Raw genomic sequence first — 25,104 nt, forward strand, 5'->3', positions numbered from 1 at the left:
CCGAAAAGCGTAAGCGATTTTCGGACGACATCATGCTCTTTTGATTCTAGAGCGGATCCAGATTTAAGGTCGATTCGACCTAAAATCATCCGGCGCTAGCGCATGCGCTATAGACCTTTTGTCCGAGAATGGACAGGACTGTAGCTTTCAAGAATTGCCAAGTTGTTTCTTCAGCGCGTAGAGCGCATCCATCGCTTCGCGCGGGGTCATATCATCCGGATTGAGGCTTTTCAAAGCCTCTTCGACCTTAGACGGGCCGGCCTTGGCGTACTCCTCGCGGCGGATGGCGACCTGGAAGAGAGGCAGATCGTCGATCAGCTGGCTTGCCGGGTTCGTGCGGTCGGCATCCTCGAGCTTTGCCAGGACGTCCTTGGCGCGCGCGACGACCGATGCCGGCAGGCCCGCAAGCCGGGCGACCTGGATACCGTAGGAGCGGTCGGCGGCACCCGGGCCGACTTCATGCAGGAAAATGACGTCGCCGTGCCATTCCTTGACCCGCATGGTGGCGTTGGAGAGCCGCACCAACTTCTCCGAAAGCACCGTCAGCTCATGGAAATGGGTGGCGAAGAGGCCGCGGCAGCGGTTGGCCTCGTGCAGATGCTCGACAGCAGCCCAGGCAATCGACAGGCCGTCGAACGTGGCCGTGCCGCGACCGATCTCGTCGAGGATGACAAGCGAACGGTCGGTTGCCTGGTTGAGGATTGCCGCCGTCTCGACCATCTCCACCATGAAAGTGGAACGGCCACGGGCCAGGTCGTCGGAGGCGCCGACGCGGGAAAACAGCCGGTCGACAATGCCGATATGGGCGGAGCTGGCCGGCACGAAGGAGCCCATCTGCGCCATGATGGCGATCAGCGCGTTCTGCCGCAGGAAGGTCGATTTACCGCCCATGTTGGGACCGGTGAGCAGCCAGATAGCTCCATCGCCTTCGCCGTCATGTGGCGACAGATCGCAGGCATTGGCGACGAAGGCGGTTCCAGACTGGCGGCGCAGCGCCTGTTCGACGACCGGATGACGGCCGCCGTCGATGGCAAACATCTTCGACTGATCGACCAGAGGGCGGCAATAGGCCTGTTCTTCGGCCAGCGTCGCGAGGGCGGCCGAGACATCAACGACGGCGAGCGCCAGCGCCGCCGCCTTGATCGCCTCGGCTTCCGCGACAACGGCTGCGGTCAGCCTGTCGAAGGCCTCGAGCTCGATCGACAGCGCCCGGTCGGCGGCATTGGCGATCCTGGTTTCGAGATCGGACAGTTCCGTCGTGGTGAAGCGCATGGCATTGGCCATGGTCTGACGGTGAATGAAGCGGGCGCGGGCCTCGGGCCCGTCTGTCATCGGACCGGCATTGCCCTGCGTCACCTCAATGAAATAGCCGAGCACATTGTTGTACTTGATCTTCAGCGACTTGATGCCGGTTTCCTCGGCATAGTTCAGTTGCAGACCGGCGATGACGCGGCGGGACTGGTCGCGCAGCGCCCGCATCTCGTCAAGCTCGGGGCTCGCGCCATCGCGCAGGAAGCCGCCGTCGCGCTTCAAAAGCGGAAGCTCGTCGCCGAGAAGCGTTGCAAGTTTCCGCACAAGCTCGCCCGGCAGCGCTTTCAGTGCCTGCAGCGAGGCGGCCAGTTCCTCGGAAAGATTTCCGCTGCCAAGCAGCCGCGCGATTTCAACCGCCGCCTGGCAGCCCGCCAGGATCGCACCGAGATCGCGCGGACCGCCGCGGCCGAGCGAGAGGCGCGACAGAGCGCGCGGCATATCCGGCACATGTTTCAGCGCTAAACGCAGCTCGCTGCAGAAGGCGGGTTGATCCGAGAGAGCGGTGATCGAATCGAGCCGGGCGTTGATCCGCGCCGGATCCGTCAGCGGTGACATCAGCCGCTCGGCGAGCAGCCGGGCGCCACCGCCGGTCACCGTGCGGTCGAGCGCCTTCAGGAGCGTGCCGTTGCGATCGCCGGACTGCGTCTTGACGAGTTCGAGATTGGCGCGGGTGGCGGGATCGATGAAGAGCGTCGAGGCGGCACTTTCCCGCTCCGGCGTGCCGAGCGGCGGGCGCTCGGCGAACTGGGTCTTCTCGACATAGGAAATCGCGGCCGAGGCGGCCGCAAGTTCGGCGCGGGAAAAACTGCCGAAGCCATCGAGCGTCTTGATGCCGTAATAGCGAGTGACGCGGTTCTCCGCCGTGGCGCTGTCAAACAGAACCGAAGGCTGCGGGACGGCGACGCGGCCGAGAATGTCGATCACCGGGCGCATCTCCGGATCATGGAACACGGTGTCGGCGAGAATGAGCTCGCGCGGCTCGATGCGCAGGATATCGGCGAGCAGCCGCGTCTCCGTGGTTTCGGCAAGCCGGAAGACGCCGGTGGAAATATCGATCCATGCGAGCGCAATCGCCGGCTCCGAACTGCCGCGAATGCGGGCGAGCGCCATCAGATAATTCGATTCGGATGGCGAGAGCAGCTTGTCCTCGGTGATCGTGCCGGGCGTGACAAGGCGCACCACGTCGCGCTTGACCACCGACTTGGAGCCGCGTTTCCTGGCTTCCGCCGGGTCTTCGACCTGTTCGCAGACGGCGACGCGGTAGCCGAGCCCGATCAGCTTCTGCAGATAATCGTCGGCCGCATGCACCGGCACGCCGCACATCGGGATTTCCTGGCCGAGATGCTGGCCGCGCTTGGTGAGCGTGATGCCGAGCGAGCGCGAGGCTTCGACGGCGTCCTGGAAGAACAACTCGTAGAAATCGCCCATACGATAGAACAGGAGCGAATCCGGATTGTTCGCCTTGATCTCGATATACTGTTCCATCATCGGCGTGGCCGTGGCGCGGCTTTCCTCCGTCGCCAGTTGAACGGCGGTGAGAACCTCGGCGTTGCGGGTGATTGGCTCGGCTATAAAAGTCATGCTTGTCCCAAAAAAGTGGTGCCACACTATCCATGCGCGTTTATAGAAGACAACAACAAAGCGGCGCTTGAGCGCCGTCGCCCACAAAAGGTTGGAGGACCCATGCCGGCAAACGACAAGAGCAGTCGCAGCACGACCAGCGTAACGGACCAGGAAGCGCTCGACTTTCACTCCCAGGGCAGGCCCGGCAAGCTCGAAATTTCTCCAACCAAGCCGATGGCGACACAGCGCGACCTGTCGCTTGCCTATTCGCCCGGCGTCGCCGTTCCGGTGAAGGCGATCGCAGCCAACCCCGCTACTGCCTACGACTACACGACCCGAGGCAACATGGTGGCCGTCATTTCCAACGGCACCGCCATTCTCGGCCTTGGAAATCTCGGCGCACTGGCTTCAAAGCCGGTGATGGAAGGAAAGTCGGTCCTGTTCAAGCGCTTCGCCGACGTTGATTCGATCGATCTCGAAGTCGACACGGAAGACGCCGACGAATTCATCAATTGCGTGCGGTTCCTCGGCCCCTCCTTCGGGGGCATCAACCTCGAGGACATCAAGGCGCCGGAATGCTTCATCATCGAGCAGAAACTGCGCGAGATCATGGATATCCCCGTCTTCCATGATGACCAGCACGGCACAGCGATCATCGCAACCGCAGGCCTCATCAACGCGCTACAGCTAACGGGCCGCGACCTCAAGACCACGCGACTGGTATGCAATGGCGCAGGCGCGGCCGCCATTGCCTGCGTCGAGCTCATCAAGTCGATGGGTTTTGCGCCCGAAAACATCATCATGTGCGACACGAAGGGCGTCATCTATCAGGGCCGCACCGAAGGCATGAACCAATGGAAGTCCGCGCATGCGGTCAAGACCGACCGGCGGACGCTCGAAGACGCAATGGACGGCGCCGATGTGGTGCTCGGCCTGTCGCAAAAGGGTGCCTTCTCGGAGGCGATGATCCGCTCGATGGCGGCAAAGCCGATCATCTTCGCCATGGCCAATCCCGATCCGGAAATCACGCCGGAGGAGGTGTCTGCCATTCGCGACGACGTGATCATGGCCACCGGCCGATCCGACTATCCGAACCAAGTCAACAATGTGCTGTGCTTTCCCTACATGTTCCGCGGTGCGCTCGACGTCCATGCCTCGACCATCAACGAAGCCATGAAGATTGCGGCGGCCGAAGCCTTGGCAAACCTGGCCAAGGAAGACGTGCCGGATGACGTGGCCGCCGCCTACCAGGGCAACCGGCCGCGTTTCGGCCCGCAGTACATTATTCCGGTACCCTTCGATCCGCGCCTGATCTCGTCCATTCCGGTCGCGGTGGCAAAGGCTGCCATGGAGACCGGCGTTGCCCGAAAGATTATTCCGGATCTCGCGGCCTATGGCCGTCAGCTTTCGGCCCGCCGCGATCCGATCGCCTCGACGCTGCAGCGCATCTACGAGCGCGTCCGCCGCCAGCCAAAGCGGATCGTCTTTGCCGAAGGCGAAGAGGTGCAGATGATGCGCTCCGCACTTGCCTATGTGAACCAGGAGCTCGGCACGGCGCTGCTTCTCGGCCGCGAGGAGCAGATGCGGGAGATGGCCGACCGCGAGGGCATTGACCTCGACCGGCCCGGCATCCAGATCGTCAATGCGCGCATTTCCAAACGCACCGGTGCCTATACCGACTATCTCTACGCCCGGCTGCAGCGGAAGGGTTATCTCTTCCGCGATGCGCAGCGCCTGATCAACAACGATCGCAATCACTTCGCTGCCTGCATGGTAGCCTTGGGCGACGCCGACGGCATGGTGACGGGCATTACCCGCAACTATTCCACCGCGCTCGAGGACGTGCGCCGCTGCATCGATCCGAAACCGGGACACCGTGTCATCGGCGTGTCGCTGGCGCTTTGCCGCGGCCGTACGGTGCTGGTGGCAGATACCGCCGTGCACGACATGCCTTCGGCGGAAGAACTGGCGGATATCGCTGAGGAAGCGGCCGGTCTCGCCCGCCGGCTCGGCTATTTCCCGCGCGTGGCGATGCTTGCCTATTCGACCTTCGGCCATCCTTCCGGCGAACGTTCGGAGCGGGTCCGCGAGGCGGTCAACATCCTCGACCGGCGCCGCGTCGATTTCGAATATGATGGCGAAATGGGTGCGGACGTGGCGCTCAATGCCCGGGTAATGGAACAATATCCGTTCTGCCGCCTCTCCGGCACCGCCAACGTGCTCGTCATGCCGGCATTCCACTCGGCATCGATCTCGACCAAGATGCTGCAGGAACTGGGTGGATCGACCGTGATCGGCCCGCTGCTCGTCGGCCTCGACAAGTCGGTTCAGATCGTTTCGATGGCCGCCAAGGATTCCGACATCGTCAACATGGCGGCACTTGCCGCACACAACGCCGGCAGCTGATCGGAGCAACTCACACAACAGAAAAAAGCCCGCTCGGGAAAAACCGAAGCGGGCTTTTTCATGCGATATATCGATCTTGATCAAAAAATACCCAGGACGAACCTGCTGAATACTTGCTGTGCAATACTGCGACGCTGATCAAAAAGCTGCCATTCACGAGCAGACTGTATACAAAAATGCTGCACTGCGTCAAGGTGACTTGCAAAGAGATTTTTTTCTATCAGCTGGCGAAACGTCCGGCGTCAGCACCATAATAGTTGAGGTAGCGGCCGGAGATGTTGGTGATCGGCAGGACGATCAGAACATCCGTCGTGCGGAAGGCGTGATCGACGACAGCACCCTTGCCAACCATGGCGCCGAGGCGCATGTAGCCCTTGATCAGCGGCGGCAGGGCGGCAAGCGCCTTGCGCATGTTGATCGCTTCGGCCGGCATCAGATCCATGGTGCGAAACAGTTCCGGGCGGGCCGAGACGTCCCATTCCTCCGGCACCACCATGTTGTGATGCAGGAAGGAGAGGGCCAGTGCATGCTCTTCCGGAATGACGCCAGGAAAGGAACCGCAACCGAACATCGCATCGACACCGTATTTCAGCGCATAGGCCCAGTTGCCTTGCCACAGAAGTTCGACGGTGCGCTTGGTGCGATATTGCGGAAGGACGCAGGAGCGTCCGAGTTCCATGAACGTCTTGTCGGGGTGGCGTACCAGCAGCGAACCGACGGAAAATTCGGAGGCGGAATAGAAGCCGCCCGTCCTGGCTGCGACGTCCTGGCGAAGCAGCCGATAGGTGCCGACGATCTGGTCTTCCGGATCGCCCTCGATCGACGTGTCCAGCACCAGCAGATGATCGCAGACGGGATCCCATGCATCCGCATCACGCTTGCGGTGTTCAGCATCCTGCGGGATCTGCGCCTTCATTTCTTCGACGAAGACTTTGTAACGCACCGCCTGCGCGGCATCGATCTCCGACGCATTGCGGGCAAGACGGGTTTCCAGATTGCCGATACGGCCGAGCACATCCGACGCCGGGGCGTTGACGCTCCGGACACGGGTCTGCGGCTGGTCAGCCACGATCACCAGATCCAAAGATTCGACTGTCATTGCGCGTCATCCTGGTCACTAAAATCCTGTCCGGCTTAAACCACGTTTCTGCGACAGGATAGTGACATCGGCGCTACAAGCAAAGACCGGTCGTCATGGAGCGAGCAAGCGGCCGATTTCCACGGTCAGCGCCTTCGGGTCGGCAGGCTTCGAAAGGACCGCGCTCGCCCCGGCGGCCAGCAATTGTTCACGGGTATCAGCTTGGCTGTCGGACGTTAGCACAATGACCGGAACAGCCTTTCTTCCCGACTGGCGCGCTTCCTCGCGAAGCCGTTTCAGCATCGAAAATCCATCGCCGCCGGGCATGTTGAGATCGGTGACGATCAGTTCCGGGGCGATGCGGATTGCCGCCGGCGCATCAAACAAAGCAGCAGCGAGCGCTTCGAAATCCTCGACGACGCGCACCGGATGACCGGCGCGCTCCAGGACGGCGCGGACCATGAAGGCATTGACCGGATCGTCTTCCGCTAGGAGCACGCCGCCTTCGACCGGCTTTTCGAGCAACGCCGGGACGTCCCGCAGCACCGGCCGATTGTCGTTGATTGCGTCGCGCACTTCCATTCCCTTCATGCGGCCCCGCAGGACCTCGACCAGTGACCTTTCCCGCAACGGCCGAATGAGCCATGCATGATAGCCGTCCATGTGGTTGATCGGCCGACCGTTGCGTTCTTCCGGATTGACGAGATAGGTCTTGCGCAGCTTCTGCTGCTTAAGGCTTGGCACCTGCGCCAGGAGGCTCTGGAACTGCGCCGCGTGGCGGTGATCGACGATGATGTCCGTCAGCAATGTTGCCGCCGAAAGCGCACGAGCAGCGACGGCCTGCGCATCTTCCAACGTTTCGGCGCATTCGCAGAAGCCGCCCAGTGTTCTGATCGTCGAAGACAATGCCTTGGAGGCAGGACCTGCAGGCGCCATCACCAACACACGCGAACCGGTGAGAACGCCCGTCCTGGCGAGCGCGGCAGCAGCGAGATCACAGCCAAGGGCCGGAAAGCGGATTTCGAAGGTGCTTCCCTTGCCCGCAACGCTGGAGACCGTCAGCGAACCGCCGAATTCATCTATGATGCGCCGCGAGATCGCCAGACCAAGGCCGGAGCCGAGGGAGCGCTGGGCGTTGCCGCCCGCCTGCTCGAACTCGTCGAAGACACGGGCCTGCTCCTGTGCGGTCATGCCTGGGCCACTGTCATCGATTCGGATGACGACGATCCCGCGCTCGATGGAGGCACTGACCAGAACGCCGCCAGTGTGCGTGAATTTGACGGCATTGCCAACGACGTTGAACAGAACCTGGCGCAGGCGGGCGGCGTCGAAATCCATCAGGCCCGGCACGTCCGCGGTGACCGTGGCACCGATTTCGATGCCCTTGTCATGTGCGCGGTGCGACAGCATCTCGACGACGCTTTCGATCGTCCCGCGCAGCGGCTCAGGCGCCGGGCGAAGCTCAAAGCGACCAGCCTCGATCGAGGAGAAATCGAGCAGGTCATCGACCAGTTGCACCAGCGCATGGCCGGACTGACGCATGCCGGCGAGATAGTTTTCCTGCTCGCTGGTCAACCGCGTATGGCTGATCAGATCGCTCATGCCGAGAATGCCGGACAACGGCGTGCGGATTTCATGGCTGACCGTAGCCAGCAGCCGCGACTTCGCCTGGCTGGCGATTTCGGCCTTGCGGCGCGCGTCCTCGCGTTCACGGGCAACCCGGCTTTCCTCGGTGACATCGCGGCCGATGCTGTGCAGCATGAAGACACCGCTCGCCGGCTCGCGAGCGATGACGTCGTGCCAGTCGAACAGCTTCATGCCAGCGGCGGTGACGATCCGCACGCTGTAGTGATTGGGGCCGGTCGCAGGTTCGAAGGCGATGCCGAGCGCCTCGCACGTCTTGCCCTCCGGCTTAAGCCAGCCAGTCAGACGGCGGAAGACTGTATTGGCCTGGACGATTCTGCCGCCCGGCTCGCGGATGATGGCGATGTCGCCGAGTGCGTCATGGATGATGGAGAGAAGTTGCGATGTCTCGCTGCGCTCCCAGTGTTTGTCGCTCGCCTTTTCCTTGCGGGCACGGCCATGGGCGGCAGTGGGTTTGGCGGAACGATACCAGTCCCTCAGAAGCAGAATGGCTCCGGTGACACCGGCGCCGGCAAGGCCTGCAGACAGCAGATAAAAGCCTGCATCGATACCAGCGCCAAGAATGGCAGCGGAGCAGAGGAGACCGATGCCTGCCAACGTCGGCTTCAGCGCCGGAAACTTTTCCTTCGGCACATCAAAGCCGTCCGGCTCCGGCGAATGGGGATCGTCGCTGGGCGCGACGCCGGACGCGCCCTTCTGCCCCAGCGTGCGCCCCGGCGCGCTGAACTCGTCTGCAATCCGCTTCTTGAGGTTTGACAGGTCGCTCATGACACCTGCCTACACGACAAGCGTTTTGATTGGCTTCAACCGGTCCTTAAAATTTTAGGCATCCTGCTTTTTCATATGCAGGATCTCGTCCAGGATGATCGCGCCGGCGCCGATGGTAATGAAACTATCAGCGAGATTGAAGACGGCGAATGACCAGGTTGCTGTGTGGAACAGCACATAATCGATCACATAGCCGAAAATCAATCGATCAACGAGGTTGCCCAAGGCGCCCGCAATGATCATTGCATAACCAAGATGCGCGAAGAACCGGTCTTTTGGAGTGCGCCGCCACAGCCAGAGGACGAAAGCGACGACGAAGAGGCGCATGGTGACGATGAACCAGCCTTCCATGCCAGACAGCATGGAAAACGCGACCCCGTAATTGTAGGTCCGATATAGCGCCAGCATCGGGACCACCGGCACAGCCTGCTGAAACGGCAACCACATCTCGACCGCAGCCTTGATTGCCTGATCTAGTAGCATCGCCACGACGACAAGAATGAGAATCGGCAGGGGGCGCGAAAAAATGGCCGTCTTTTCCATTATGCCTTGGCATCCAAAGTCAACAAATGGCGGCGCGCTTCAAACAGCATGATGCCGGTCGCGATCGCCAGGTTGAGAGAATCGGCGCGGCCCTGCTGCGGAATACGGGCGAGTGCCGTTGCCTCCTTTGCCAACTCTTCGGGCAGTCCCGCCTGTTCGTTGCCCATCAGGAGAACGACCGGCGCCTTGCGATAATCGATGGTGCGGTAATCGACGGCGCCCGCGAGATGCGTGGCGACGACCTGAACGCCGGCGGCCCTCTGCCATTTGATAAAATCGGCGACGTTGGCGCGGATGACCGGCATGGCAAAGACCGAGCCCATGGTCGCCCGCACCGTTTCCAGCGAGAACGGATCCGTGGTTTCGCCAATCAGGATGACGCCGGATGCCCCTGCCGCGTCGGCCGTGCGGATGATGGTGCCGAGATTGCCGGGGTCGCGGACGCGATCGAGCGCCACGTAGGTCTGGCCGAGTTCCGGCTTGATGTCCTTCAGGCTCGCATAGCGCTGCTTAAAGACGCCGACGACCATCTGCGGATTGTCGCGGCGGGTGATGGCGGACAGCACTTTTTCGCTGACTTCCAGCACCAGACCGCCGGTCGATACCGTCTTCAGCGCCACCTGCTCGACCTGCGCCTTACCCTTGGCCGCCTTGGCGTAGACAAGCGTCTTGATGGTCCAGCCGAGATCGAGCGCGTCGATGACAAGCTTCAGCCCTTCTGCGATGAAGGAATGGGTCTCGTCGCGATCCTTCTTGTTGGCAAGCGCCTTGATGTCCTTGATGATCGGATTGGCAAGGCTGGTGACTTCCTTTACCTGGCCGACCCGGCGGGGGCCGTGCTCCTTGTGGTCGTAGTTCATTTCGGCACCCATCGGCTGAAAAGGGAAGTGGAAAGCGCCCGGCCCGGTTCATTGCCGTCAAGCCCGCCTTCCCTCAGGATAAGTTCGCCCGATTCCACCACGCCGCCACGCCCGCGCATCGTCTCGCGCATCAGTTCGTGGATGGAATAGAAGCTCGCGCGGATCGAATAGGCCGTAAGGACAAGGCCCCTCGCCTCCGGTGACAGTATCTCGCGGCAGATGTCGAGCATCAGGGCGAGATGGTCGAAAAGCTGCCAGACCTCGCCGTTCGGGCCGCGGCCGAATTTCGGCGGATCTGTCAGGATGATGTCGTAGCGGCTGCCCCGGCGCTCCTCGCGCTGGATGAACTTCATAGCATCCTCGCAGATCCAGCGGATCGGCAGATGCTCGGCACGGCCCAGCGCCTGATTTTCCCGCGCCCAGCCGATCGCCTTCCTGGAGGCGTCGACATGCGTCACTTCGGCGCCGGCTTTCGCAGCAATCAGCGAGGCGACGCCGGTATAGCCGAAGAGATTGAGCACTTTCAGCGGCCGCCCGGCGGTCTCGATCTCACCCTTCATCCAGCTCCAGTGCGCGAGCTGCTCGGGAAAGACGCCGACATGGCGGAATGCGGTGAAGCGGCCGTAGAACTCGGCATCGAGGATCTGCATGGGCCAGGTCTCGCCAAGCACATCCTTCGGAAACCGCCAGCGCCCCATCCCATCTTCATCGGTGTCGCCGGTGAAGATCGAATCCACATTGTCCCAGACATGCGCCGGCAGCGTTTTTGGCCACAGCGCCTGCGCCTCGGGCCGCACGATGCGGTAGGGGCCGTATTGCTCCAGCTTCAGACCGTCGCCGCTGTCGATCAGATGATAGTCACGTGCGCCCCTCGTCTCGAGGATGACCGGGATGCGCTCCTGCGGTTTGGCTCCGCTGCGGACACGAACTTCGGCACGGGGCGGTTGGCTCTCGGGGGAAGCCGTCTTTGCGGCGGCCCTTTGGGCGACCGGCTTTTCTGCGCTTTTGCGAACGAAGGGAACGCCATCGCCACGCGCCGGATGTGCCTGCGATGTTTTCTTGGCCAACGGTTTTCCGGCGGCCGGCTTGGCGCGCACAGCCACCGTCTGCCCGGCTTTTCCCTTGGGCCGTCGATCTTTGTCTTTCACTGAGGGTCGTCCGTCATCTCTACGCTTCAAGCCTGCAAATAGCACCGCTCATCCTGTTGGCAAAGCTGTTTCACGTCTTACATAGACCAGCACAACCGCGACGAGGGAGAATCAGCATGGAAATGAAGGGGGAAGAGCGCATCGCCGCTCACCGGGATGCTGTCTGGGCGGCGCTCAACGACCCCGACATTCTCAAGCAGTGCATCCCGGGCTGCCAGTCGATCGAACGACATTCAGCAACCGAATTTTCGGCGTCGCTGAAGGTGAAGATTGGTCCGATCCCGGTGGTCTTCTCCGGCCATATCACTCTTTCGAATGTCAAAGCACCGAATAGCTATACGATTTCCGGTGAAAGTGCAGGCAGTGTCGCCGGTCTTGCGAAAGGCCGCTCGGAAGTGACACTGACCGAATATGGCGAAGAGACAATATTAGCCTATGACGCGCGTGCGGAAATCGGCGGCAGGCTGGCGCAGCTCGGATCGCGGCTGGTCGGCTCGAGCGCCAGCAGGCTGGCGGCAAAATTCTTTTCCGACTTCAGCGCCGCCGCCAACGCTGTGTCGGGAGCCTGAAGCCCTATTTCGATGAAACGGGAAGCATCGTCTGCGACGCCATGGTTTCTGCACGCGTGCGATGTTTCTCCGCTTCGGCGTGCCATTTGACTGCCTGGCTGGCCTCGTTGCGCGCCCGCTTGCGATACTTGCCCTGGCTGAACCAGGTGGCGAGCGACCCGAGGATCATTCCGAAGATCACCGCAAGAAACAGAAAAACGAAGAACGGCGCCGAGGCGGAAAGAACACTGTCTGCCGGATCGAACGGATTGAGCGCGAGCGTGACCATCTGCCTGTTGGCGACAGACAACACGATCAGCACAATGGCGATCGGGACCAGCACCACGATATTCACCAGCTTCTTCATCATCATTCCGTCTCCGTCATTCCGGCAGCCCAATGCAGCGGCACTTCGACCTGCCGCAAAAGTTTGTCCTTAAATCGTCAGATACCAAGAATTACGCAGGGGCATCGAGCGGACCTGTCCGGCTCATTCATCATCTTCATCGTCGGAGCCGGGATTGAGCCGCTCGCGCAGTTCCTTGCCGGTCTTGAAGAAGGGAACCCATTTTTCCTCGACGAACACACTGTCGCCCGTGCGCGGGTTGCGTCCGGAGCGCGAAGGCCGGTTCTTGACCGAAAACGCGCCAAAACCGCGCAATTCGACCCGGTTTCCGCCGGCCAGGGCATCTGTGATTTCATCGAGAACTGCGTTGACGATATTTTCGACATCACGGTGATAGAGGTGCGGATTGCGAGCCGCAACAATCTGCACCAGTTCTGATTTGATCACTGTCGCCCCCTCTTTTTGAATTTACGTTTGTTCTTAGAGTGTTATGCCCATCGGATGGTCGTGTCCACCTGTTGTGCGGGATACCAGGCCGTTTTCAAGCCTCCCAAACGGCAGACAAGAGATCATCGGGTGTTTTCAATCGCTGCCAACCTGCCAAACGGAAACCAGACCGTCAAGAAACAACTTCTCGCGCCCCATTTTTTCGAGGCTCCCCAGGAGCGGAAAAGCTTCATATCCCAAGGATTTGAGCCATGCGGAGGCGGCCGACCCCAGCCCGAACGGCAAGGACGTGCCGGGTGCCTCCCACTCGATGATCTCAAGCCCCTTGGCGACCTTGCGACCGTCCAGAAAGGCACGGATCTCGTCATCGCCGCCAACTTCATCGACCAGCTTCAGCTTGAGCGCCTGGCGACCGGTAAAGATGCGCCCGTCGGCAAGCTGCCGGGCTTCGTCGCGCGATATTTTCCGGCGGTCGGCGACGAGATCGACGAACCAGTTGAAGCTGTCATCGATCATTGCCTGGATCACCGCCTTGGCTTCGTCGCTCGGTGGATGGAAAGGCGAAGGCTCGGCCTTGAGCGGCGTGGATTTGATCTCCTCGAGCGAAACGCCGACCTTGTCCATCAGGGTCTTGATCTGCGGGTATTGGAAGAGAACGCCGATCGAACCCGTGATCGAGGTTTCACCCGCAATGATGCGGTCACCGGCAAGCGCGATCATGTAGCCTGCCGAAGCGGCCAGTGTGCGAATATCGGCAACGACCGGCTTCTTGGCCGCCACCTTGCGGATGGCCTTGAACAGCACTTCGCCGCCATAGGTGGTTCCGCCCGGTGAGGTAATGGTGACGACCAGCGCCTTGACGGCATTGGTTTCGGCGATGCGATCCAGACGCTCCAGCAAGTCGCGGTCATCCTGGATGATCCCGGAGATATTGACACGCGCGATATGCGGGCGGCTGAAAGCGCCCGTCTCGCCCGCGGTCGCATAGACATAGGCCGCAATGCCCGCACAGAATATCAGAGCGATGGACGCGAGCCGCCAGAAGCTGAGTTTTCGCCGAAGCTGGCGCCGGTCGGCGATAGCAAGCTGATCCATGATCTTTCCTCCTCCTCAAAGGCCGCGGGGGCAAGCCGCTCCTTGCACGAAATGAACAATCCATAGCTGCGGCTCGACCGCGTTGTAACCCGGTTTGAACAAAATTCGAGCCTCCATTGTCGCGGAACAAAAAAATCTCCATATTCGCCGTCACTTACATCGCTCGGCCAGCAGGTCCTCTGTGCATCTGCCGCGCGACGATTTCGAACGACGGGCTATCTCATGTTGAATGACGTGCAACTTTCCGGCGCCTTGCCGCATTCGGGGCCGATCCTCGCTGACGCTTATACCGTTGCGGCGCGCCATTCCCGGTTGGTCAGGCGGCTGAAGATCATCCTGCCACTGGTGGCGGTCGTGATCGGCGCGATCTTCGTTGCCGTTTCAGTGGTGCGTGCCTTCCTGCCGGAAAACCTGCAGATCGAGAATGCGACGATCGAAAACGGCAAGATCGTCATGCAGAACCCGGCAATTTCCGGCCGCAACAAGCAAGACATCAGCTATTCGATGAAAGCGGTGCGCGCTCTGCAGGACATCGCCAACCCCGATATCATCACGCTCGAGACGATCCATGCGGAGATGCCCGTCAACGACACGCTTATCGCCACGGTCGAGGCGACCAGCGGCATCTATGACCGCGGCGGCAACATCTTGAATATGAACGCGCCTTTCAGCATCAGCATGAACAACGGCGTCGTTGCCGATTTCCAGACGGCCTACCTCGACATCAATGCCGGCGAGATGGAAACCAAGAAGCCGATCGCAATCAGCATGAACGGCGGTTCCATTGTTGCACAGTCGTTGAGAATGACGGATAAGGGACGCATTGTTACATTTGAAGGCATGGTGAAGGTCGTCGTCGATCCCAAAACCATCCGTAAAACCGCCAACTAGAAAAACCGGTGCACATATGTCGGCCAATTCCGCCTTTTCCTTTCGGCTTGCCGGAACATTCATTCTCTTAAGTCTTTTTGTCAGCACCTCCTTGTCTCCCCTTGCCGCCCAGGAGAAGTCGAGCAAGATGAAAGGGCTTCAACTTTCCAACGACGAGCCGATCCAGATCGAGAGCGATAAGCTCGAAATCAAGGACCCCGAAAGCAAGGCCATATTCACCGGCAATGTGAAGGTCGTTCAGGGGACGACGACGCTGCAGGCCGGAAACATGGTCGTCTATTATAAGAAGGGCGGCGGCGCGATTTCCAGCGGCAATGCCGATATCGACCGCATCGAGGTCGACAAGAAAGTGTTGCTGCAATCGGGCACGCAACAGGCGTCGGCCGATAGCGGCGAATTCAACATGACGGCGCAAACGCTGGTGCTGAAGGGCAAGCAGGTCGTTCTGTCGGAGGGCAGAAACGTCTTCACCGGCTGCCAGTTGAACGTCCAGATGGATACCGGCGAAGCGCAGCTCGAAGCCTGCGGCGGTCGCGTCCAGATTCAGCTCGACCCGAAGTCCCAGAAAACGAACTGATGCAGACGCCGACGTGAACATCCCCTTTCTTCACAAACACAAGCGGGCCGGCAAGCACGACGCCGCCACTCCGGCCCGCGTCGTCGACAAGGCACGTTACGAGGGCACGCTGATCGCGCGCGGCCTGACGAAAGCCTATCGCGGGCGAAGGGTTGTCAACGGCGTATCGCTGGTCGTGCGTCGCGGTGAAGCCGTCGGCCTGCTTGGACCCAACGGCGCGGGCAAGACGACCTGTTTCTACATGATCACCGGTCTGGTGCCGGTCGATGAAGGCTCGATCGAGATCAACGGCAACGAAGTCACGACAATGCCGATGTATCGCCGCGCCCGCCTCGGTGTTGGTTATCTGCCGCAGGAAGCCTCGATCTTTCGCGGCCTGACGGTCGAGGAGAATATTCGCGCTGTTCTCGAGGTTCACGACAAGAACCGCGACCGGCGCGAGAGCAAGCTCAATGAGCTGCTCGGCGAGTTCAACATCTCCCACTTGCGCAAGTCGCCTGCCGTGGCGCTTTCAGGTGGCGAGCGCCGTCGCCTGGAAATTGCCCGGGCGCTGGCGACTGACCCGACCTTCATGCTGCTCGACGAACCCTTCGCGGGCGTCGATCCGATTTCGGTTGCCGATATCCAGGCGCTTGTGCGTCACCTCACCTCGCGCGGCATCGGCGTTTTGATCACCGACCACAACGTCCGCGAGACGCTGGGCTTGATCGATCGCGCCTATATCATCCATGCGGGCGAAGTCCTGACGCATGGTCGGGCCAACGACATCGTCACCAATGCGGATGTCCGCCGCCTCTATCTCGGCGACAATTTCAGCCTTTGAGGCTGGCCCTCGCCGTTCGATGGTAAACGAAAATAACGGCGGCGGGCAAAATCTGCCGCTTCCGGGACATTTCCCTTGACCGTTAGCAGGATTTGCGCAAATTTTACTCACCCGCGGATGCTGCAGCGCAATATCCCAGCGGCAACCACCGCGTTTTCGCAGGGTCCGACAACATCGGCCCGCAGCATCGCAAGCCGAAAGCGGCTCCCGGCCAGTTGTTGTGCACTTTTTACATGCCTATTGCATAGAAAAATGCCCGGCCGCCGCAAAATTCGTCTTATCTCCTATCAGTGCTTGACCAAACCCCGTTAATAAGCAATTTTTGGGCCAATTGAAGAATTGGCGAATTCACTCCGAAAAAGATGAACGCCGGCTCGGAGAATTGAGGGGAGTTTCGCGTCCGCATGGCCCTGTCAGCCAGCCTCTTCCTGCGTCAAAGCCAGACCCTGGCCATGACCCCGCAACTGATGCAGTCCATCCAGCTGCTGCAGATGACGCATTTCGAGCTGAACCAATTCATCGAACTGGAAGTCGAGAAGAACCCGCTGCTCGAATTCGCCACGAATGATGATGGCTCGGGTGGGGCGGACCGCCTCGGCAAGGACGAGCTCCATATCACGCCTGATGAGCGCAGCGAGCGCGACGGCGACACTTCATCCTTCGACCCGCTAGGCGACGTCTACGACAGCACCACATCTGCGACCGGCGAACGGATGAGCGAGCAGCTCGACGCCAATTTCGAGAACGTCTTTCCCGACGACACGACGCCGCAGCGGGCCGACGCGCCGGAATTGCTTAGTCAATGGAAATCCATGCCGGGTGGTGGCGAGGGCGAAAGCAGTGACGGCTATAATCTCGATGATTTCGTCGCCAACCGCATCACGCTGCGCGATTTCCTCAATGAACAGGTGCCCTTCAGCGTGCACGGCGCGGCCGACCGGCTCATTGCCCAGCACCTGATCGACCAGTTGGACGAGGCCGGCTATCTGCACGCCGATATCGGCGAGATTGCCGAGCGGCTGGGCCGCGCGACGGCCGATGTGGCGCGGGTGCTCGACAGCCTGCAGCAGCTCGACCCGCCCGGCGTTTTCGCGCGAACACTGAGCGAGTGCCTGGCCATTCAGTTGCGCCTGCGCGACCGGCTCGATCCTGCCATGGCGGCGCTGCTCCAGAACCTGGAACTGCTTGCCCGGCGCGATTTCGCCAGCCTGAAGCGGATTTGCGGCGTCGATGAGGAAGACCTTATCGATATGCTGGCGGAGATCCGCAAGCTCGATCCGAAGCCCGGCACCAGTTTCGAGGCGAGCCCGTCCGAGGCGATCATTCCGGATATCGTCGTGCGCACGGCGCAGGATGGCAGCTGGGCCGTGGAGCTCAATCCGGACACGCTGCCCCGCGTGCTGGTCAACCAGACTTACTACGCCACTGTTTCACGCCACGCGCCCAAGAACAGCGCCGACCATGCCTTCCTGACCGAATGCCTGCAGACGGCCAACTGGCTGACCCGCAGCCTCGACCAGCGCGCCAAGACAATCATGAAGGTGGCGACCGAGATCGTTCGGCAGCAGGACGCCTTCCTCGTCAACGGTGTCGATCACCTGCGGCCGCTCAACCTGAAGACTGTCGCCGATGCCATCAAGATGCATGAATCGACCGTCAGCCGCGTCACATCGAACAAATACATGCTGACGCCGCGCGGGCTCTTCGAGCTGAAATACTTCTTCACGGTCTCGATCGGATCAGCCGAGGGCGGAGACGGGCATTCTGCCGAATCGGTGCGCCACCGCATCCGCAACATGATCGTTCTGGAAAGCCCCGACGCCGTGCTTTCAGATGATGACATCGTCGATATCCTGAAGAAGGGTGGTGTCGATATCGCTCGCCGGACCGTGGCGAAATACCGCGAGGCGATGAACATCCCCTCCTCCGTCCAGCGCCGCCGTGAAAAGCGGGCTATGGCCAAGGTCTCCGCCTGAGATCACGCGATCGGAACAACGAAATGGGATGGGGCGCCACAGGCGTCCCTGCGATCAACGGGCCTCAATCCCGCAGTCTCGACCTTGTTAAGTCTTCATTTGACTTTTAGAACAACCGGGAGTATCACGCGGCCGCAATGAGCATGGGTATAAGGCCTGCCTGAAGCATATCCCTCCAAATCCTGCCCCTTATGACGCAAAATTCTATTGCGCGCGTGAAACGCTTGGATGACGGATGCGGTTGGAATAGACTGGCTGCGCAAATCACGAAAAGAGAGGAAACTCCATGAGTGTGCGTGTATCCGGTAAACATATGGAAATCGGCGAAGCGTTCCGTCTGCGGATTGAAGACCAGATCGAACAGGCCGTAACCAAATATTTTGACGGAGGATATTCAAGCCAGGTCACCGTGGAAAAGTCTGGATCCCGTTTCAGCGCCGATTGCAAGATTCACCTGGATTCAGGTGCCGCCTTGCAGGCCAACGGCCAGGCGAATGACCCGCAAGCGGCGTTTGATGCGGCATCCGAGCGGATTGCCAAGCGCATCCGCCGGTACAAGCGCAAGCTCAAGGATCACCACAATGGCAATGGCAATACAGGATTTGCCGAAGTAGCCTACACCGTGATGGATTCCGTGCCCGATGAAGACGATGAGCTTCCGGACAATTACGCACCGACGATCGTCGCGGAGAGTTCAAAACAACTGAAGACGATGTCTGTCGCAAACGCCGTGATGGCGCTCGACATGACAGACGAACCCGTCCTGATGTTCCGTAGCCCCGGCAATGAGCAGTTGAATATCGTCTATCGGCGCAACGATGGAAACATTGGCTGGATCGATGCAGCCAATATCAAGGGCTGAGTGGATCGATTGAGCGCCGGCTTGCCGGTGCTCAATCGATCGCTTTTTCCTGGTGGATACAGACGAGACCGTTGACGGCCCGTCAGGAACCACCGAGAAAGATGGATGGAGCCACCGTCCGGCATTGCCTGCCGAACGCGGTTTCCACCGGCGAACGAGGACAAAAGAATGGCATTGGCAGGTTTGCTGCAGCAGAATGCGATACTTCCGGCCATGAAGGCCAATTCAAAGAAGCAGTTGCTTCAGGAATTGGCGGCAAAAGCATCCAAGATCACAGGACTTCCCGAACGGGAAATATTCGACGTCATTCTCCAGCGCGAGCGATTGGGTTCCACCGGTGTCGGTAACGGCATCGCCATCCCGCATGGCAAGCTCGCCCACCTGTCGTCGATCGTCGGCATTTTCGCGCGGCTGGAATCCCCGGTCGATTTCGAAGCCCTGGACGATCAGCCGGTCGACCTCGTCTTCCTGCTTCTGGCACCCGAAGGCGCCGGCGCCGATCATCTGAAGGCGCTGTCGCGCATCGCCCGTGTTCTGCGCGATCCCGATATGGTCGCCAAGCTGCGGGCAACGGATTCCGCCTCCGGCATCTACGCATTCCTCAGCGACGACCAGTCCTCCAACGCGGCCTGATCCCTACCTCAATGCAGCTTCTGCCGGTTGAAGTGCTCTATGCATATGCAAAAGAGCTCCGTCCGGCTGGAAATGGCCAGGCACCGGTATCGACAGCCGCCCTGCCGTCAACAATAATCCTCGCACCCGACAAACGAGGAGAACGGCGATGGCTGGCAGACTTTCCGGAAAGACCGCATTGATCAGCGGCGGCGCAGGGGGCTGCGGCCTTGCCGCTTCCCAGCTTTTCGCCCGCGAAGGCGCCCGCGTCGGCATTGTCGATCTGCCGCGCAGCAAGGGCGAGGAGGTGGCCGCGGCAATCCGCGCCGAGGGTGGGCAGGCGATCTTCGCGCCGGCCGACGTTTCCGTATCCTCCGAGGTGAAATCGGCGGTGAAGGCCGTCGAGGACGCCTTCGGCGATATTACCGTTCTCTTCAATCATGCGGGCATCCTGGCAGTCGGACCGTTCCTTGAGACCGAGGAAGACGAGTGGGACCGGCTGATGGCGGTCAATGTGCGCTCGATGTTCCTGATGACCAAGGCCGTGCTGCCTGGCATGCTCGCCGCCGGCGGTGGCAGTATCGTCTCCACGTCTTCGATTTCGGCGGTCGCGGCGACGCCGATGGAGGTGCTCTATGACACGACAAAGGGCGCTTGCCATATGTTTGCCCGGGCCATTGCCGTCGAATTCCGCGACCGCGGCATCCGCTCCAACGCCGTCTGCCCCGGCTTTATCGCCACCGATCATGGCAAGCGCGAGCTCGTGGGCCTTGCCAAACACGGCGTCGATGTCTCCGACGCGGCGATCGCCGCGCAACAGGGGCGGATGTGCGACCCGATGGAAGTGGCGCAGGCGGCGCTGTTCCTGGCAAGCGACGAATCCAGCTTCGTCAACGGCACGCATCTTTTCGTCGACAATTGTTTTACGGCTGTCTGAACACCAAAAGGGGAGAACGGGATCATGATGGAAGCAGGCGGTCACTGGCGAAACTGGGTGGGAAATCAATCGTGCATCGTCCGGCACAAGGGCGCGCCCGAGAGCGAGGCGGCATTGTCCGAGATGGTGAAGGAGGCGACGTCGAGCGGGCTGAACGTGCGTTGCGCCGGCTCCGGCCATTCCTTCACGCCGGTGGCGCTGACCAGCGGGCTGCATCTGACGCTGTCGAAGCTGCAGGGCATCACCAATATCGACGCGGCCCGCAAGCGGGTCTCGGTGCATGCCGGCACGACGATCAACACGCTCGGCAAGGCGCTTAAAGCAAATGGCCTGTCGATGATCAACCAGGGCGACATCGACAGCCAGGCGCTAGCCGGCGCGCTGACCACCGGCACGCATGGTACCGGCCTGAAGCTCGGCAACATGGCCTCGCAGATCGTCGGCATGCGGCTGGTGCAGCCGGACGGCCGCGTCCTCGTCATCGATGACAGCCAGCCGGATATGCTCAATGCCGTCCGCGTCTCCCTCGGCATGCTCGGCGTGATCTCGGAAATCACGCTGCAGGTGATGGAGAGCTACAATCTGCATGAGAAGCTCTGGCGCTGCACCTTCGACGAATGCATGGAGCAACACGACGATCTCGCTGCCAATCACCGGCATTTCGGCTTCTTCTGGTGCCCGGTGCCCGAAAGCCGCCATTGCTATTGCCTGCCGGATACGTCCTCCGTTTCGACCACGAATAGCCTGTCCGACGTCTGTGAGATGAAGACGATCGACATCACCGACCGGCCACCAACGGAAAGCGCCTTCGAGAAGATCGCCTATTCCTCGGAGATCTATCCGATCGAATATGTGCCGAACTTCCACGAACTGGAATATGCCGTGCCGGTGAAATACGGCAAGCAGGCCTGCATGGAAGTGCGCAAGCTGATGCTGGAGAAGCACCCGGCCTGCATCTACCCGATCGAATACCGCTTCACCGCCGGCGACGGCGGCTGGATCAGCCCGTTCTTCGAACAGGATTCGATTACGCTGTCGGTCTCCGGCGAGCCGGGCACGGATTACTGGAACTATCTCAAGGACGTCGATGATATCCTGCGCCAGTTCGGCTCACGCCCGCATTGGGGCAAGCTGCATTTTCTCCGTGCTGAGGATGTGACGGCGCTCTATCCGCGCGCGCGTGACTTCAAGGCGTTGCGGAACAAGCTCGATCCGGAAGGCCGTTTCCTGAATGATCATCTGCGGCAGTTGTTCGGATGAGTTTTACCTCCCCCTTGAGGGGGGAGGTCGCAGCGAAGCTGCGGGTGGGGGTGACGGTCAGGGGCGCACAAAGATCACCCCACCCCGGCACTACGTGCCGACCCTTCCCCTCAAGGGGAGGGTGGAAAATCAAGCCGCCGGCGTCTCTTCCATTGCCACCGCCTTCGGGCCGCCCTTGGCGACGCCGACCATGGCGGGGCGGAGCACGCGCTCGCCGATGGTGTAGCCATCCTGGACCACTTGGACGACGGTGTTGTTGGGCACTTCGGGGTTCGGAACCTCGAACATCGCCTGATGGAAATTCGGGTCGAACTTCTGGCCGACCGGTTCCAGCTTCTGGACGCCGTGGCGCTCAAGCGCCGAAAGCATGGCCCGTTCGGTCATCTCGACGCCTTCGACCAGCGTGTTGAAGCCGGTATCGCCGGCCGTGCGCGCTTCCGGAGGGATGGCGTCGAGCGCGCGGCGCAGATTGTCGGAGACGGCCAGCATGTCGCGGGCAAAGCCGGCGACCGAATAAGACTTTGCGTCCTTGACATCACGTGCGGTGCGGCGGCGCAAATTGTCCATCTCGGCAGCAAGCCGGAGGTAACGGTCGCGGTAGTCCGCGGCCTCGGCCCTGGCGAGTTCCAGGGGATCGGGTTCGACTGCGGCGGCTTCGACCTTTTCAGAGGCAGCTTCAGCATTCATCGCGGCTTCGTCGGCTGCGTTGGCATCTGCTGCATGTTTGTTCGTGTCGTCGGTCATGACGGTCTCCGGTATGTCACTATGTTAGGATTTGTAGCCGATATCGAGCTTTGAAGCCGAAAAATCAAGGGTTCAATCGAAAGAGCGCGGCAAAAACCGGCGTTTCGCCTATGGTCATCGCGACAGCCGCGACATCAATTGCGCAGTGTAGTCCACCATCGGCACGATACGCGAATAGTTGAGCCGGGTCGGACCGATGACACCGACAGCGCCGACGATCTTGTCGTCTCCATCCTTGTAGGGTGCAACGATCAGCGACGAGCCCGACAGCGAAAACAGCTTGTTTTCCGAGCCGATGAAGATGCGGACCCCGGGCCCGCTTTCGGCGAGATTGAGAATTTCGATGAGGCTGTCCTTCTTTTCAAGATCGTCGAACAGCATGCGCAGTCGGTCGATATCCTCGGCACCGGCAAGCCCCTCAAGCAGATTGGCGCGGCCGCGCACGATCAGCTTTGTCGGATTTCCTTCGGTTTCACTGCCCGACCATATGGCGAGACCTCGCTCGACCAAATCCTGCGACAATGTATCGAGCTCGCGCCGAACGGTTTCCTTGACCTGTTCGAGTTGGCTACGCACTTCGGGCAGCGTCTGGCCGGCGAGGTGCGCATTGAGGAAGTTGGCGGCTTCGGTCAGTTGTGAGCTCGTGACGCCGGCGGGCAGCTCGATGATGCGGTTTTCCACCTGATCATGATCGCCGACCAGGACGGCCAACGCCTTCGTCGGCGCAAGACGCATGAATTCGACGTGTTTCAGCACCGGATCGCTCTTGGCCGTGATGACCAGTCCCGCACCGCGCGACATGCCCGACAGCATCTGACTTGCTTCGGTCAGGAGGGTCTCGACCGGCTGATCGCGATCATTGCGGCGCACGTGCCGGTCGATCGACGCACGATCTTCCGCCGACAGGTCGCCCACCTGCATGAAGGCATCGACAAAGAAGCGCAGGCCGATCTGGGTCGGCAGGCGACCGGCGCTGATATGCGGGGCATAGATCAGGCCCAGATCTTCCAGATCGCTCATGACGTTGCGCACGGAGGCCGGCGACAGCGACATGGGCAACAGTCGCGACAGGCTGCGCGAACCGAGTGGCTCGCCACTTTCCAGATAGCTCTCCACGATACGACGGAAAATTTCTCCCGAACGCTCGTCGAGCGCCGAAAGCCTTTCCCGCATCGCAGATTTGTCCGCCATCATTCGAACGCAAAACCCATTCTGTTCAGATCAACTGAAATATAGTGATCCCGGCCCGGATAGCAAAAGGGAAATTGACGTCGGAAACCTTCGCCCCCAGCACCTCCCCGTCATTTGTTCTTTTCCTCGCAAGTGATTTCCCTTCCTCCCAACATAGGTTAGAAGGCTCCAAAACATCACAGGAGTTCATGATGCGGCCTTCCGGCAGAAAAACCGATCAGATGCGCAAAGTCTCGTTCCAGCGCGGCATTTCCAAACATGCCGAGGGGTCCTGTCTCGTCAAGTTCGGGGATACGCATGTGCTGTGCACCGCGAGCCTCGAGGAAAAGACGCCGCCGTGGCTGCGCAATAGCGGCAAGGGCTGGGTGACCGCCGAATACGGCATGCTGCCGCGTGCCACCGGCGAACGCATGAAGCGCGAGGCCGCCAGCGGCAAGCAGAGCGGCCGCACCCAGGAAATCCAGCGACTGATCGGACGCTCGCTCAGGGCCGTGGTCGACCTGCAGGCACTCGGCGAACGGCAGATCTCGATCGACTGCGACGTTATCCAGGCCGATGGCGGCACCCGCACGGCCTCCATCACCGGCGCCTGGATCGCTCTGCGCGACTGCCTTGCCTGGATGGAAGCGCGCAACATGATCAAGGTCGAGAAGGTCCTGAAAGACCATATCGCCGCGATCTCCTGCGGCATCTTCGCCAACCAGCCGGTGATCGATCTCGATTACCTGGAGGACTCGGCTGCCGAGACCGACGCCAACTTCGTCATTACCGGCTCCGGCGGCATTGTCGAAATCCAGGGAACAGCCGAAGGCAAGCCGTTCTCGGAAGAGGAATTCACCACACTGATGGGCCTTGCCAAGAACGGCATTGCCGAACTGGTCAGCCTGCAAAAGCAGGTGATCGAGGGTTAAGAACGGAGATTGCACGCTATGCAACTGGCATCGTCGCCCCTCATTCGCCCGTCGGGCACCTTCTGCCCGCTTGCGGGGAGAGGTTAGGGTGAAGGGCAGGACCAATGGCCGATGACCAGAGCATGGCGTTCGAAGGCGTCCTGGAGACGGCGCTCTATGTGGACGATCTCGACCGGGCGGAGGCGTTTTACGGCTCCGTGCTCGGGCTCGAGAAGATCAGCCGCGCCGGCGCCCGGCATGTCTTCTTCCGCTGCGGTCCGGGCGTTCTTCTGATCTTCAATCCGGCGGAAACGGTGAAACCGCCGCCGCCAGGAGGCCTGCAGGTTCCGCCGCATGGCACGCATGGGCCGGGGCATATGTGCTTCCGGGTATCTACCGGGCATCTCGATGCCTGGGAAGAAAAGTTGAAGGCGGCCGGTGTCGCGATCGAATCCAATGTGCATTGGCCGTCGGGCGCGCGATCCTTCTATTTCCGCGATCCGGCTGGAAACAGCCTGGAATGCGCTGAAGCGAGCCTCTGGAATTTAGATTGAGGGCAGACCGCCCGGATGAGAAAGACGCAG

Annotated in this window: 23 protein-coding genes; 12 read left to right on the forward strand and 11 right to left on the reverse strand. The window is 60.8% G+C overall.

Annotated elements, in window-relative coordinates:
• Positions 1-147 precede the first annotated feature (147 nt).
• On the reverse strand, positions 148-2,892 hold the full coding sequence (gene mutS, locus ACSQ2Z_RS20110) for a DNA mismatch repair protein MutS (RefSeq protein ID WP_436082832.1): 2,745 nt from the start codon (positions 2,890-2,892) through the stop codon (positions 148-150).
• Between the two features lie 102 nt (positions 2,893-2,994).
• On the opposite strand from mutS, the gene ACSQ2Z_RS20115 reads away from it, so the two are divergent.
• Positions 2,995-5,280: an NADP-dependent malic enzyme gene (locus ACSQ2Z_RS20115; protein WP_436082833.1), complete on the forward strand. Its 2,286-nt coding sequence runs from the start codon at positions 2,995-2,997 to the stop codon at positions 5,278-5,280.
• A gap of 220 nt (positions 5,281-5,500) precedes the next feature.
• Here the strand turns inward: ACSQ2Z_RS20115 and ACSQ2Z_RS20120 are convergent, their stop codons facing one another.
• The 5 genes from ACSQ2Z_RS20120 to ACSQ2Z_RS20140 form a co-directional block, all read right to left on the reverse strand.
• Positions 5,501-6,379 carry a GNAT family N-acetyltransferase gene (locus ACSQ2Z_RS20120; protein ID WP_436082834.1) on the reverse strand — a complete coding sequence of 293 codons (879 nt, stop codon included), beginning with the start codon at positions 6,377-6,379 and terminating at the stop codon, positions 5,501-5,503.
• A gap of 93 nt (positions 6,380-6,472) precedes the next feature.
• A complete protein-coding gene (locus ACSQ2Z_RS20125; RefSeq protein WP_436082835.1) occupies positions 6,473-8,770 on the reverse strand; it encodes an ATP-binding protein in 2,298 nt (765 codons plus the stop codon).
• 54 nt (positions 8,771-8,824) lie between these two features.
• A complete protein-coding gene (lspA, locus tag ACSQ2Z_RS20130) occupies positions 8,825-9,313 on the reverse strand; it encodes a signal peptidase II (protein WP_436082836.1) in 489 nt (162 codons plus the stop codon).
• Entirely contained in the window at positions 9,313-10,173 is an 861-nt protein-coding gene (locus ACSQ2Z_RS20135; RefSeq protein ID WP_436082837.1) for a TrmH family RNA methyltransferase, read from the reverse strand. The genes lspA and ACSQ2Z_RS20135 overlap by 1 nt, the downstream gene beginning before the upstream one ends.
• A complete protein-coding gene (locus ACSQ2Z_RS20140) occupies positions 10,170-11,321 on the reverse strand; it encodes a class I SAM-dependent methyltransferase (protein ID WP_436082838.1) in 1,152 nt (383 codons plus the stop codon). The genes ACSQ2Z_RS20135 and ACSQ2Z_RS20140 overlap by 4 nt, the downstream gene beginning before the upstream one ends.
• Positions 11,322-11,437: 116 nt before the next feature.
• On the opposite strand from ACSQ2Z_RS20140, the gene ACSQ2Z_RS20145 reads away from it, so the two are divergent.
• Positions 11,438-11,890 (forward strand): CoxG family protein, encoded by a 453-nt coding sequence (locus ACSQ2Z_RS20145; RefSeq protein WP_436082839.1) that lies wholly within the window; start codon positions 11,438-11,440, stop codon positions 11,888-11,890.
• Between the two features lie 4 nt (positions 11,891-11,894).
• Here ACSQ2Z_RS20145 and ACSQ2Z_RS20150 read toward each other — a convergent pair whose 3' ends face one another.
• From ACSQ2Z_RS20150 to sppA, 3 genes are all read right to left on the reverse strand, one after another.
• A complete protein-coding gene (locus ACSQ2Z_RS20150) occupies positions 11,895-12,239 on the reverse strand; it encodes a DUF1049 domain-containing protein (RefSeq protein ID WP_436083138.1) in 345 nt (114 codons plus the stop codon).
• Positions 12,240-12,359: 120 nt separating this feature from the next.
• Positions 12,360-12,662 carry an integration host factor subunit beta gene (locus ACSQ2Z_RS20155; protein WP_018323897.1) on the reverse strand — a complete coding sequence of 101 codons (303 nt, stop codon included), beginning with the start codon at positions 12,660-12,662 and terminating at the stop codon, positions 12,360-12,362.
• Positions 12,663-12,797: 135 nt separating this feature from the next.
• Positions 12,798-13,757 (reverse strand): signal peptide peptidase SppA, encoded by a 960-nt coding sequence (gene sppA / locus ACSQ2Z_RS20160; RefSeq protein ID WP_436082840.1) that lies wholly within the window; start codon positions 13,755-13,757, stop codon positions 12,798-12,800.
• Between the two features lie 222 nt (positions 13,758-13,979).
• Between sppA and lptC the strand changes: the two genes are divergently transcribed.
• The 8 genes from lptC (at position 13,980) to ACSQ2Z_RS20200 (ending at position 21,695) form a co-directional block, all read left to right on the forward strand.
• A complete protein-coding gene (gene lptC, locus ACSQ2Z_RS20165) occupies positions 13,980-14,648 on the forward strand; it encodes an LPS export ABC transporter periplasmic protein LptC (protein ID WP_436082841.1) in 669 nt (222 codons plus the stop codon).
• Between the two features lie 16 nt (positions 14,649-14,664).
• Positions 14,665-15,225, forward strand: coding sequence for an LptA/OstA family protein (locus ACSQ2Z_RS20170; protein ID WP_436082842.1), 561 nt, complete (start codon positions 14,665-14,667; stop codon positions 15,223-15,225).
• A 19-nt stretch (positions 15,226-15,244) separates the two neighbouring features.
• Positions 15,245-16,048 (forward strand): LPS export ABC transporter ATP-binding protein, encoded by an 804-nt coding sequence (lptB, locus tag ACSQ2Z_RS20175; RefSeq protein ID WP_436083139.1) that lies wholly within the window; start codon positions 15,245-15,247, stop codon positions 16,046-16,048.
• A 404-nt stretch (positions 16,049-16,452) separates the two neighbouring features.
• Complete coding sequence (gene rpoN, locus ACSQ2Z_RS20180) at positions 16,453-18,024, forward strand: RNA polymerase factor sigma-54 (protein ID WP_436082843.1); 1,572 nt, start codon at positions 16,453-16,455, stop codon at positions 18,022-18,024.
• 286 nt (positions 18,025-18,310) lie between these two features.
• The gene (gene hpf / locus ACSQ2Z_RS20185) at positions 18,311-18,886 is read left to right on the forward strand and encodes a ribosome hibernation-promoting factor, HPF/YfiA family (RefSeq protein ID WP_436082844.1); all 576 of its coding nucleotides are present in this window, start codon (positions 18,311-18,313) and stop codon (positions 18,884-18,886) included.
• Between the two features lie 168 nt (positions 18,887-19,054).
• A complete protein-coding gene (ptsN, locus tag ACSQ2Z_RS20190; RefSeq protein ID WP_436082845.1) occupies positions 19,055-19,519 on the forward strand; it encodes a PTS IIA-like nitrogen regulatory protein PtsN in 465 nt (154 codons plus the stop codon).
• Positions 19,520-19,667: 148 nt separating this feature from the next.
• On the forward strand, positions 19,668-20,435 hold the full coding sequence (locus tag ACSQ2Z_RS20195; protein WP_436082846.1) for an SDR family NAD(P)-dependent oxidoreductase: 768 nt from the start codon (positions 19,668-19,670) through the stop codon (positions 20,433-20,435).
• Between the two features lie 24 nt (positions 20,436-20,459).
• Positions 20,460-21,695 (forward strand): D-arabinono-1,4-lactone oxidase, encoded by a 1,236-nt coding sequence (locus ACSQ2Z_RS20200; RefSeq protein ID WP_436082847.1) that lies wholly within the window; start codon positions 20,460-20,462, stop codon positions 21,693-21,695.
• Positions 21,696-21,824: 129 nt separating this feature from the next.
• Here ACSQ2Z_RS20200 and grpE read toward each other — a convergent pair whose 3' ends face one another.
• Together grpE and hrcA are read right to left on the reverse strand one after the other, a co-directional pair.
• On the reverse strand, positions 21,825-22,439 hold the full coding sequence (gene grpE, locus ACSQ2Z_RS20205) for a nucleotide exchange factor GrpE (RefSeq protein ID WP_436082848.1): 615 nt from the start codon (positions 22,437-22,439) through the stop codon (positions 21,825-21,827).
• Positions 22,440-22,553: 114 nt separating this feature from the next.
• A complete protein-coding gene (gene hrcA, locus ACSQ2Z_RS20210; protein WP_436082849.1) occupies positions 22,554-23,612 on the reverse strand; it encodes a heat-inducible transcriptional repressor HrcA in 1,059 nt (352 codons plus the stop codon).
• Between the two features lie 209 nt (positions 23,613-23,821).
• Here hrcA and rph point away from each other — a divergent pair, with 209 nt between their 5' ends.
• Both rph and ACSQ2Z_RS20220 read left to right on the forward strand, forming a co-directional pair.
• The gene (gene rph, locus ACSQ2Z_RS20215; RefSeq protein ID WP_436082850.1) at positions 23,822-24,541 is read left to right on the forward strand and encodes a ribonuclease PH; all 720 of its coding nucleotides are present in this window, start codon (positions 23,822-23,824) and stop codon (positions 24,539-24,541) included.
• Between the two features lie 104 nt (positions 24,542-24,645).
• Positions 24,646-25,074 carry a VOC family protein gene (locus ACSQ2Z_RS20220; RefSeq protein WP_436082851.1) on the forward strand — a complete coding sequence of 143 codons (429 nt, stop codon included), beginning with the start codon at positions 24,646-24,648 and terminating at the stop codon, positions 25,072-25,074.
• Positions 25,075-25,104 lie beyond the last annotated feature (30 nt).

The sequence above is a fragment of the Pararhizobium sp. LjRoot235 genome (assembly GCF_964254145.1).
GTDB lineage: Bacteria > Pseudomonadota > Alphaproteobacteria > Rhizobiales > Rhizobiaceae > Pararhizobium.

Excerpts from the sequence above, each read along its gene's own strand:
- hpf (WP_436082844.1), top strand. The coding sequence starts at position 18,311 with ATGAGTGTGCGTGTATCCGGTAAACATATGGAAATCGGCGAAGCGTTC.
- ACSQ2Z_RS20135 (WP_436082837.1), bottom strand. The coding sequence starts at position 10,173 with ATGAACTACGACCACAAGGAGCACGGCCCCCGCCGGGTCGGCCAGGTA.
- ptsN (WP_436082845.1), top strand. The coding sequence starts at position 19,055 with ATGGCATTGGCAGGTTTGCTGCAGCAGAATGCGATACTTCCGGCCATG.
- ACSQ2Z_RS20120 (WP_436082834.1), bottom strand. The coding sequence starts at position 6,379 with ATGACAGTCGAATCTTTGGATCTGGTGATCGTGGCTGACCAGCCGCAG.
- rpoN (WP_436082843.1), top strand. The coding sequence starts at position 16,453 with ATGGCCCTGTCAGCCAGCCTCTTCCTGCGTCAAAGCCAGACCCTGGCC.
- ACSQ2Z_RS20150 (WP_436083138.1), bottom strand. The coding sequence starts at position 12,239 with ATGATGAAGAAGCTGGTGAATATCGTGGTGCTGGTCCCGATCGCCATT.
- ACSQ2Z_RS20220 (WP_436082851.1), top strand. The coding sequence starts at position 24,646 with ATGGCCGATGACCAGAGCATGGCGTTCGAAGGCGTCCTGGAGACGGCG.
- ACSQ2Z_RS20200 (WP_436082847.1), top strand. The coding sequence starts at position 20,460 with ATGATGGAAGCAGGCGGTCACTGGCGAAACTGGGTGGGAAATCAATCG.
- ACSQ2Z_RS20125 (WP_436082835.1), bottom strand. The coding sequence starts at position 8,770 with ATGAGCGACCTGTCAAACCTCAAGAAGCGGATTGCAGACGAGTTCAGC.
- lspA (WP_436082836.1), bottom strand. The coding sequence starts at position 9,313 with ATGGAAAAGACGGCCATTTTTTCGCGCCCCCTGCCGATTCTCATTCTT.
- hrcA (WP_436082849.1), bottom strand. The coding sequence starts at position 23,612 with ATGCGGGAAAGGCTTTCGGCGCTCGACGAGCGTTCGGGAGAAATTTTC.
- rph (WP_436082850.1), top strand. The coding sequence starts at position 23,822 with ATGCGGCCTTCCGGCAGAAAAACCGATCAGATGCGCAAAGTCTCGTTC.
- sppA (WP_436082840.1), bottom strand. The coding sequence starts at position 13,757 with ATGGATCAGCTTGCTATCGCCGACCGGCGCCAGCTTCGGCGAAAACTC.
- ACSQ2Z_RS20145 (WP_436082839.1), top strand. The coding sequence starts at position 11,438 with ATGGAAATGAAGGGGGAAGAGCGCATCGCCGCTCACCGGGATGCTGTC.
- ACSQ2Z_RS20195 (WP_436082846.1), top strand. The coding sequence starts at position 19,668 with ATGGCTGGCAGACTTTCCGGAAAGACCGCATTGATCAGCGGCGGCGCA.
- grpE (WP_436082848.1), bottom strand. The coding sequence starts at position 22,439 with ATGACCGACGACACGAACAAACATGCAGCAGATGCCAACGCAGCCGAC.
- lptC (WP_436082841.1), top strand. The coding sequence starts at position 13,980 with ATGTTGAATGACGTGCAACTTTCCGGCGCCTTGCCGCATTCGGGGCCG.
- mutS (WP_436082832.1), bottom strand. The coding sequence starts at position 2,892 with ATGACTTTTATAGCCGAGCCAATCACCCGCAACGCCGAGGTTCTCACC.
- ACSQ2Z_RS20115 (WP_436082833.1), top strand. The coding sequence starts at position 2,995 with ATGCCGGCAAACGACAAGAGCAGTCGCAGCACGACCAGCGTAACGGAC.
- ACSQ2Z_RS20170 (WP_436082842.1), top strand. The coding sequence starts at position 14,665 with ATGTCGGCCAATTCCGCCTTTTCCTTTCGGCTTGCCGGAACATTCATT.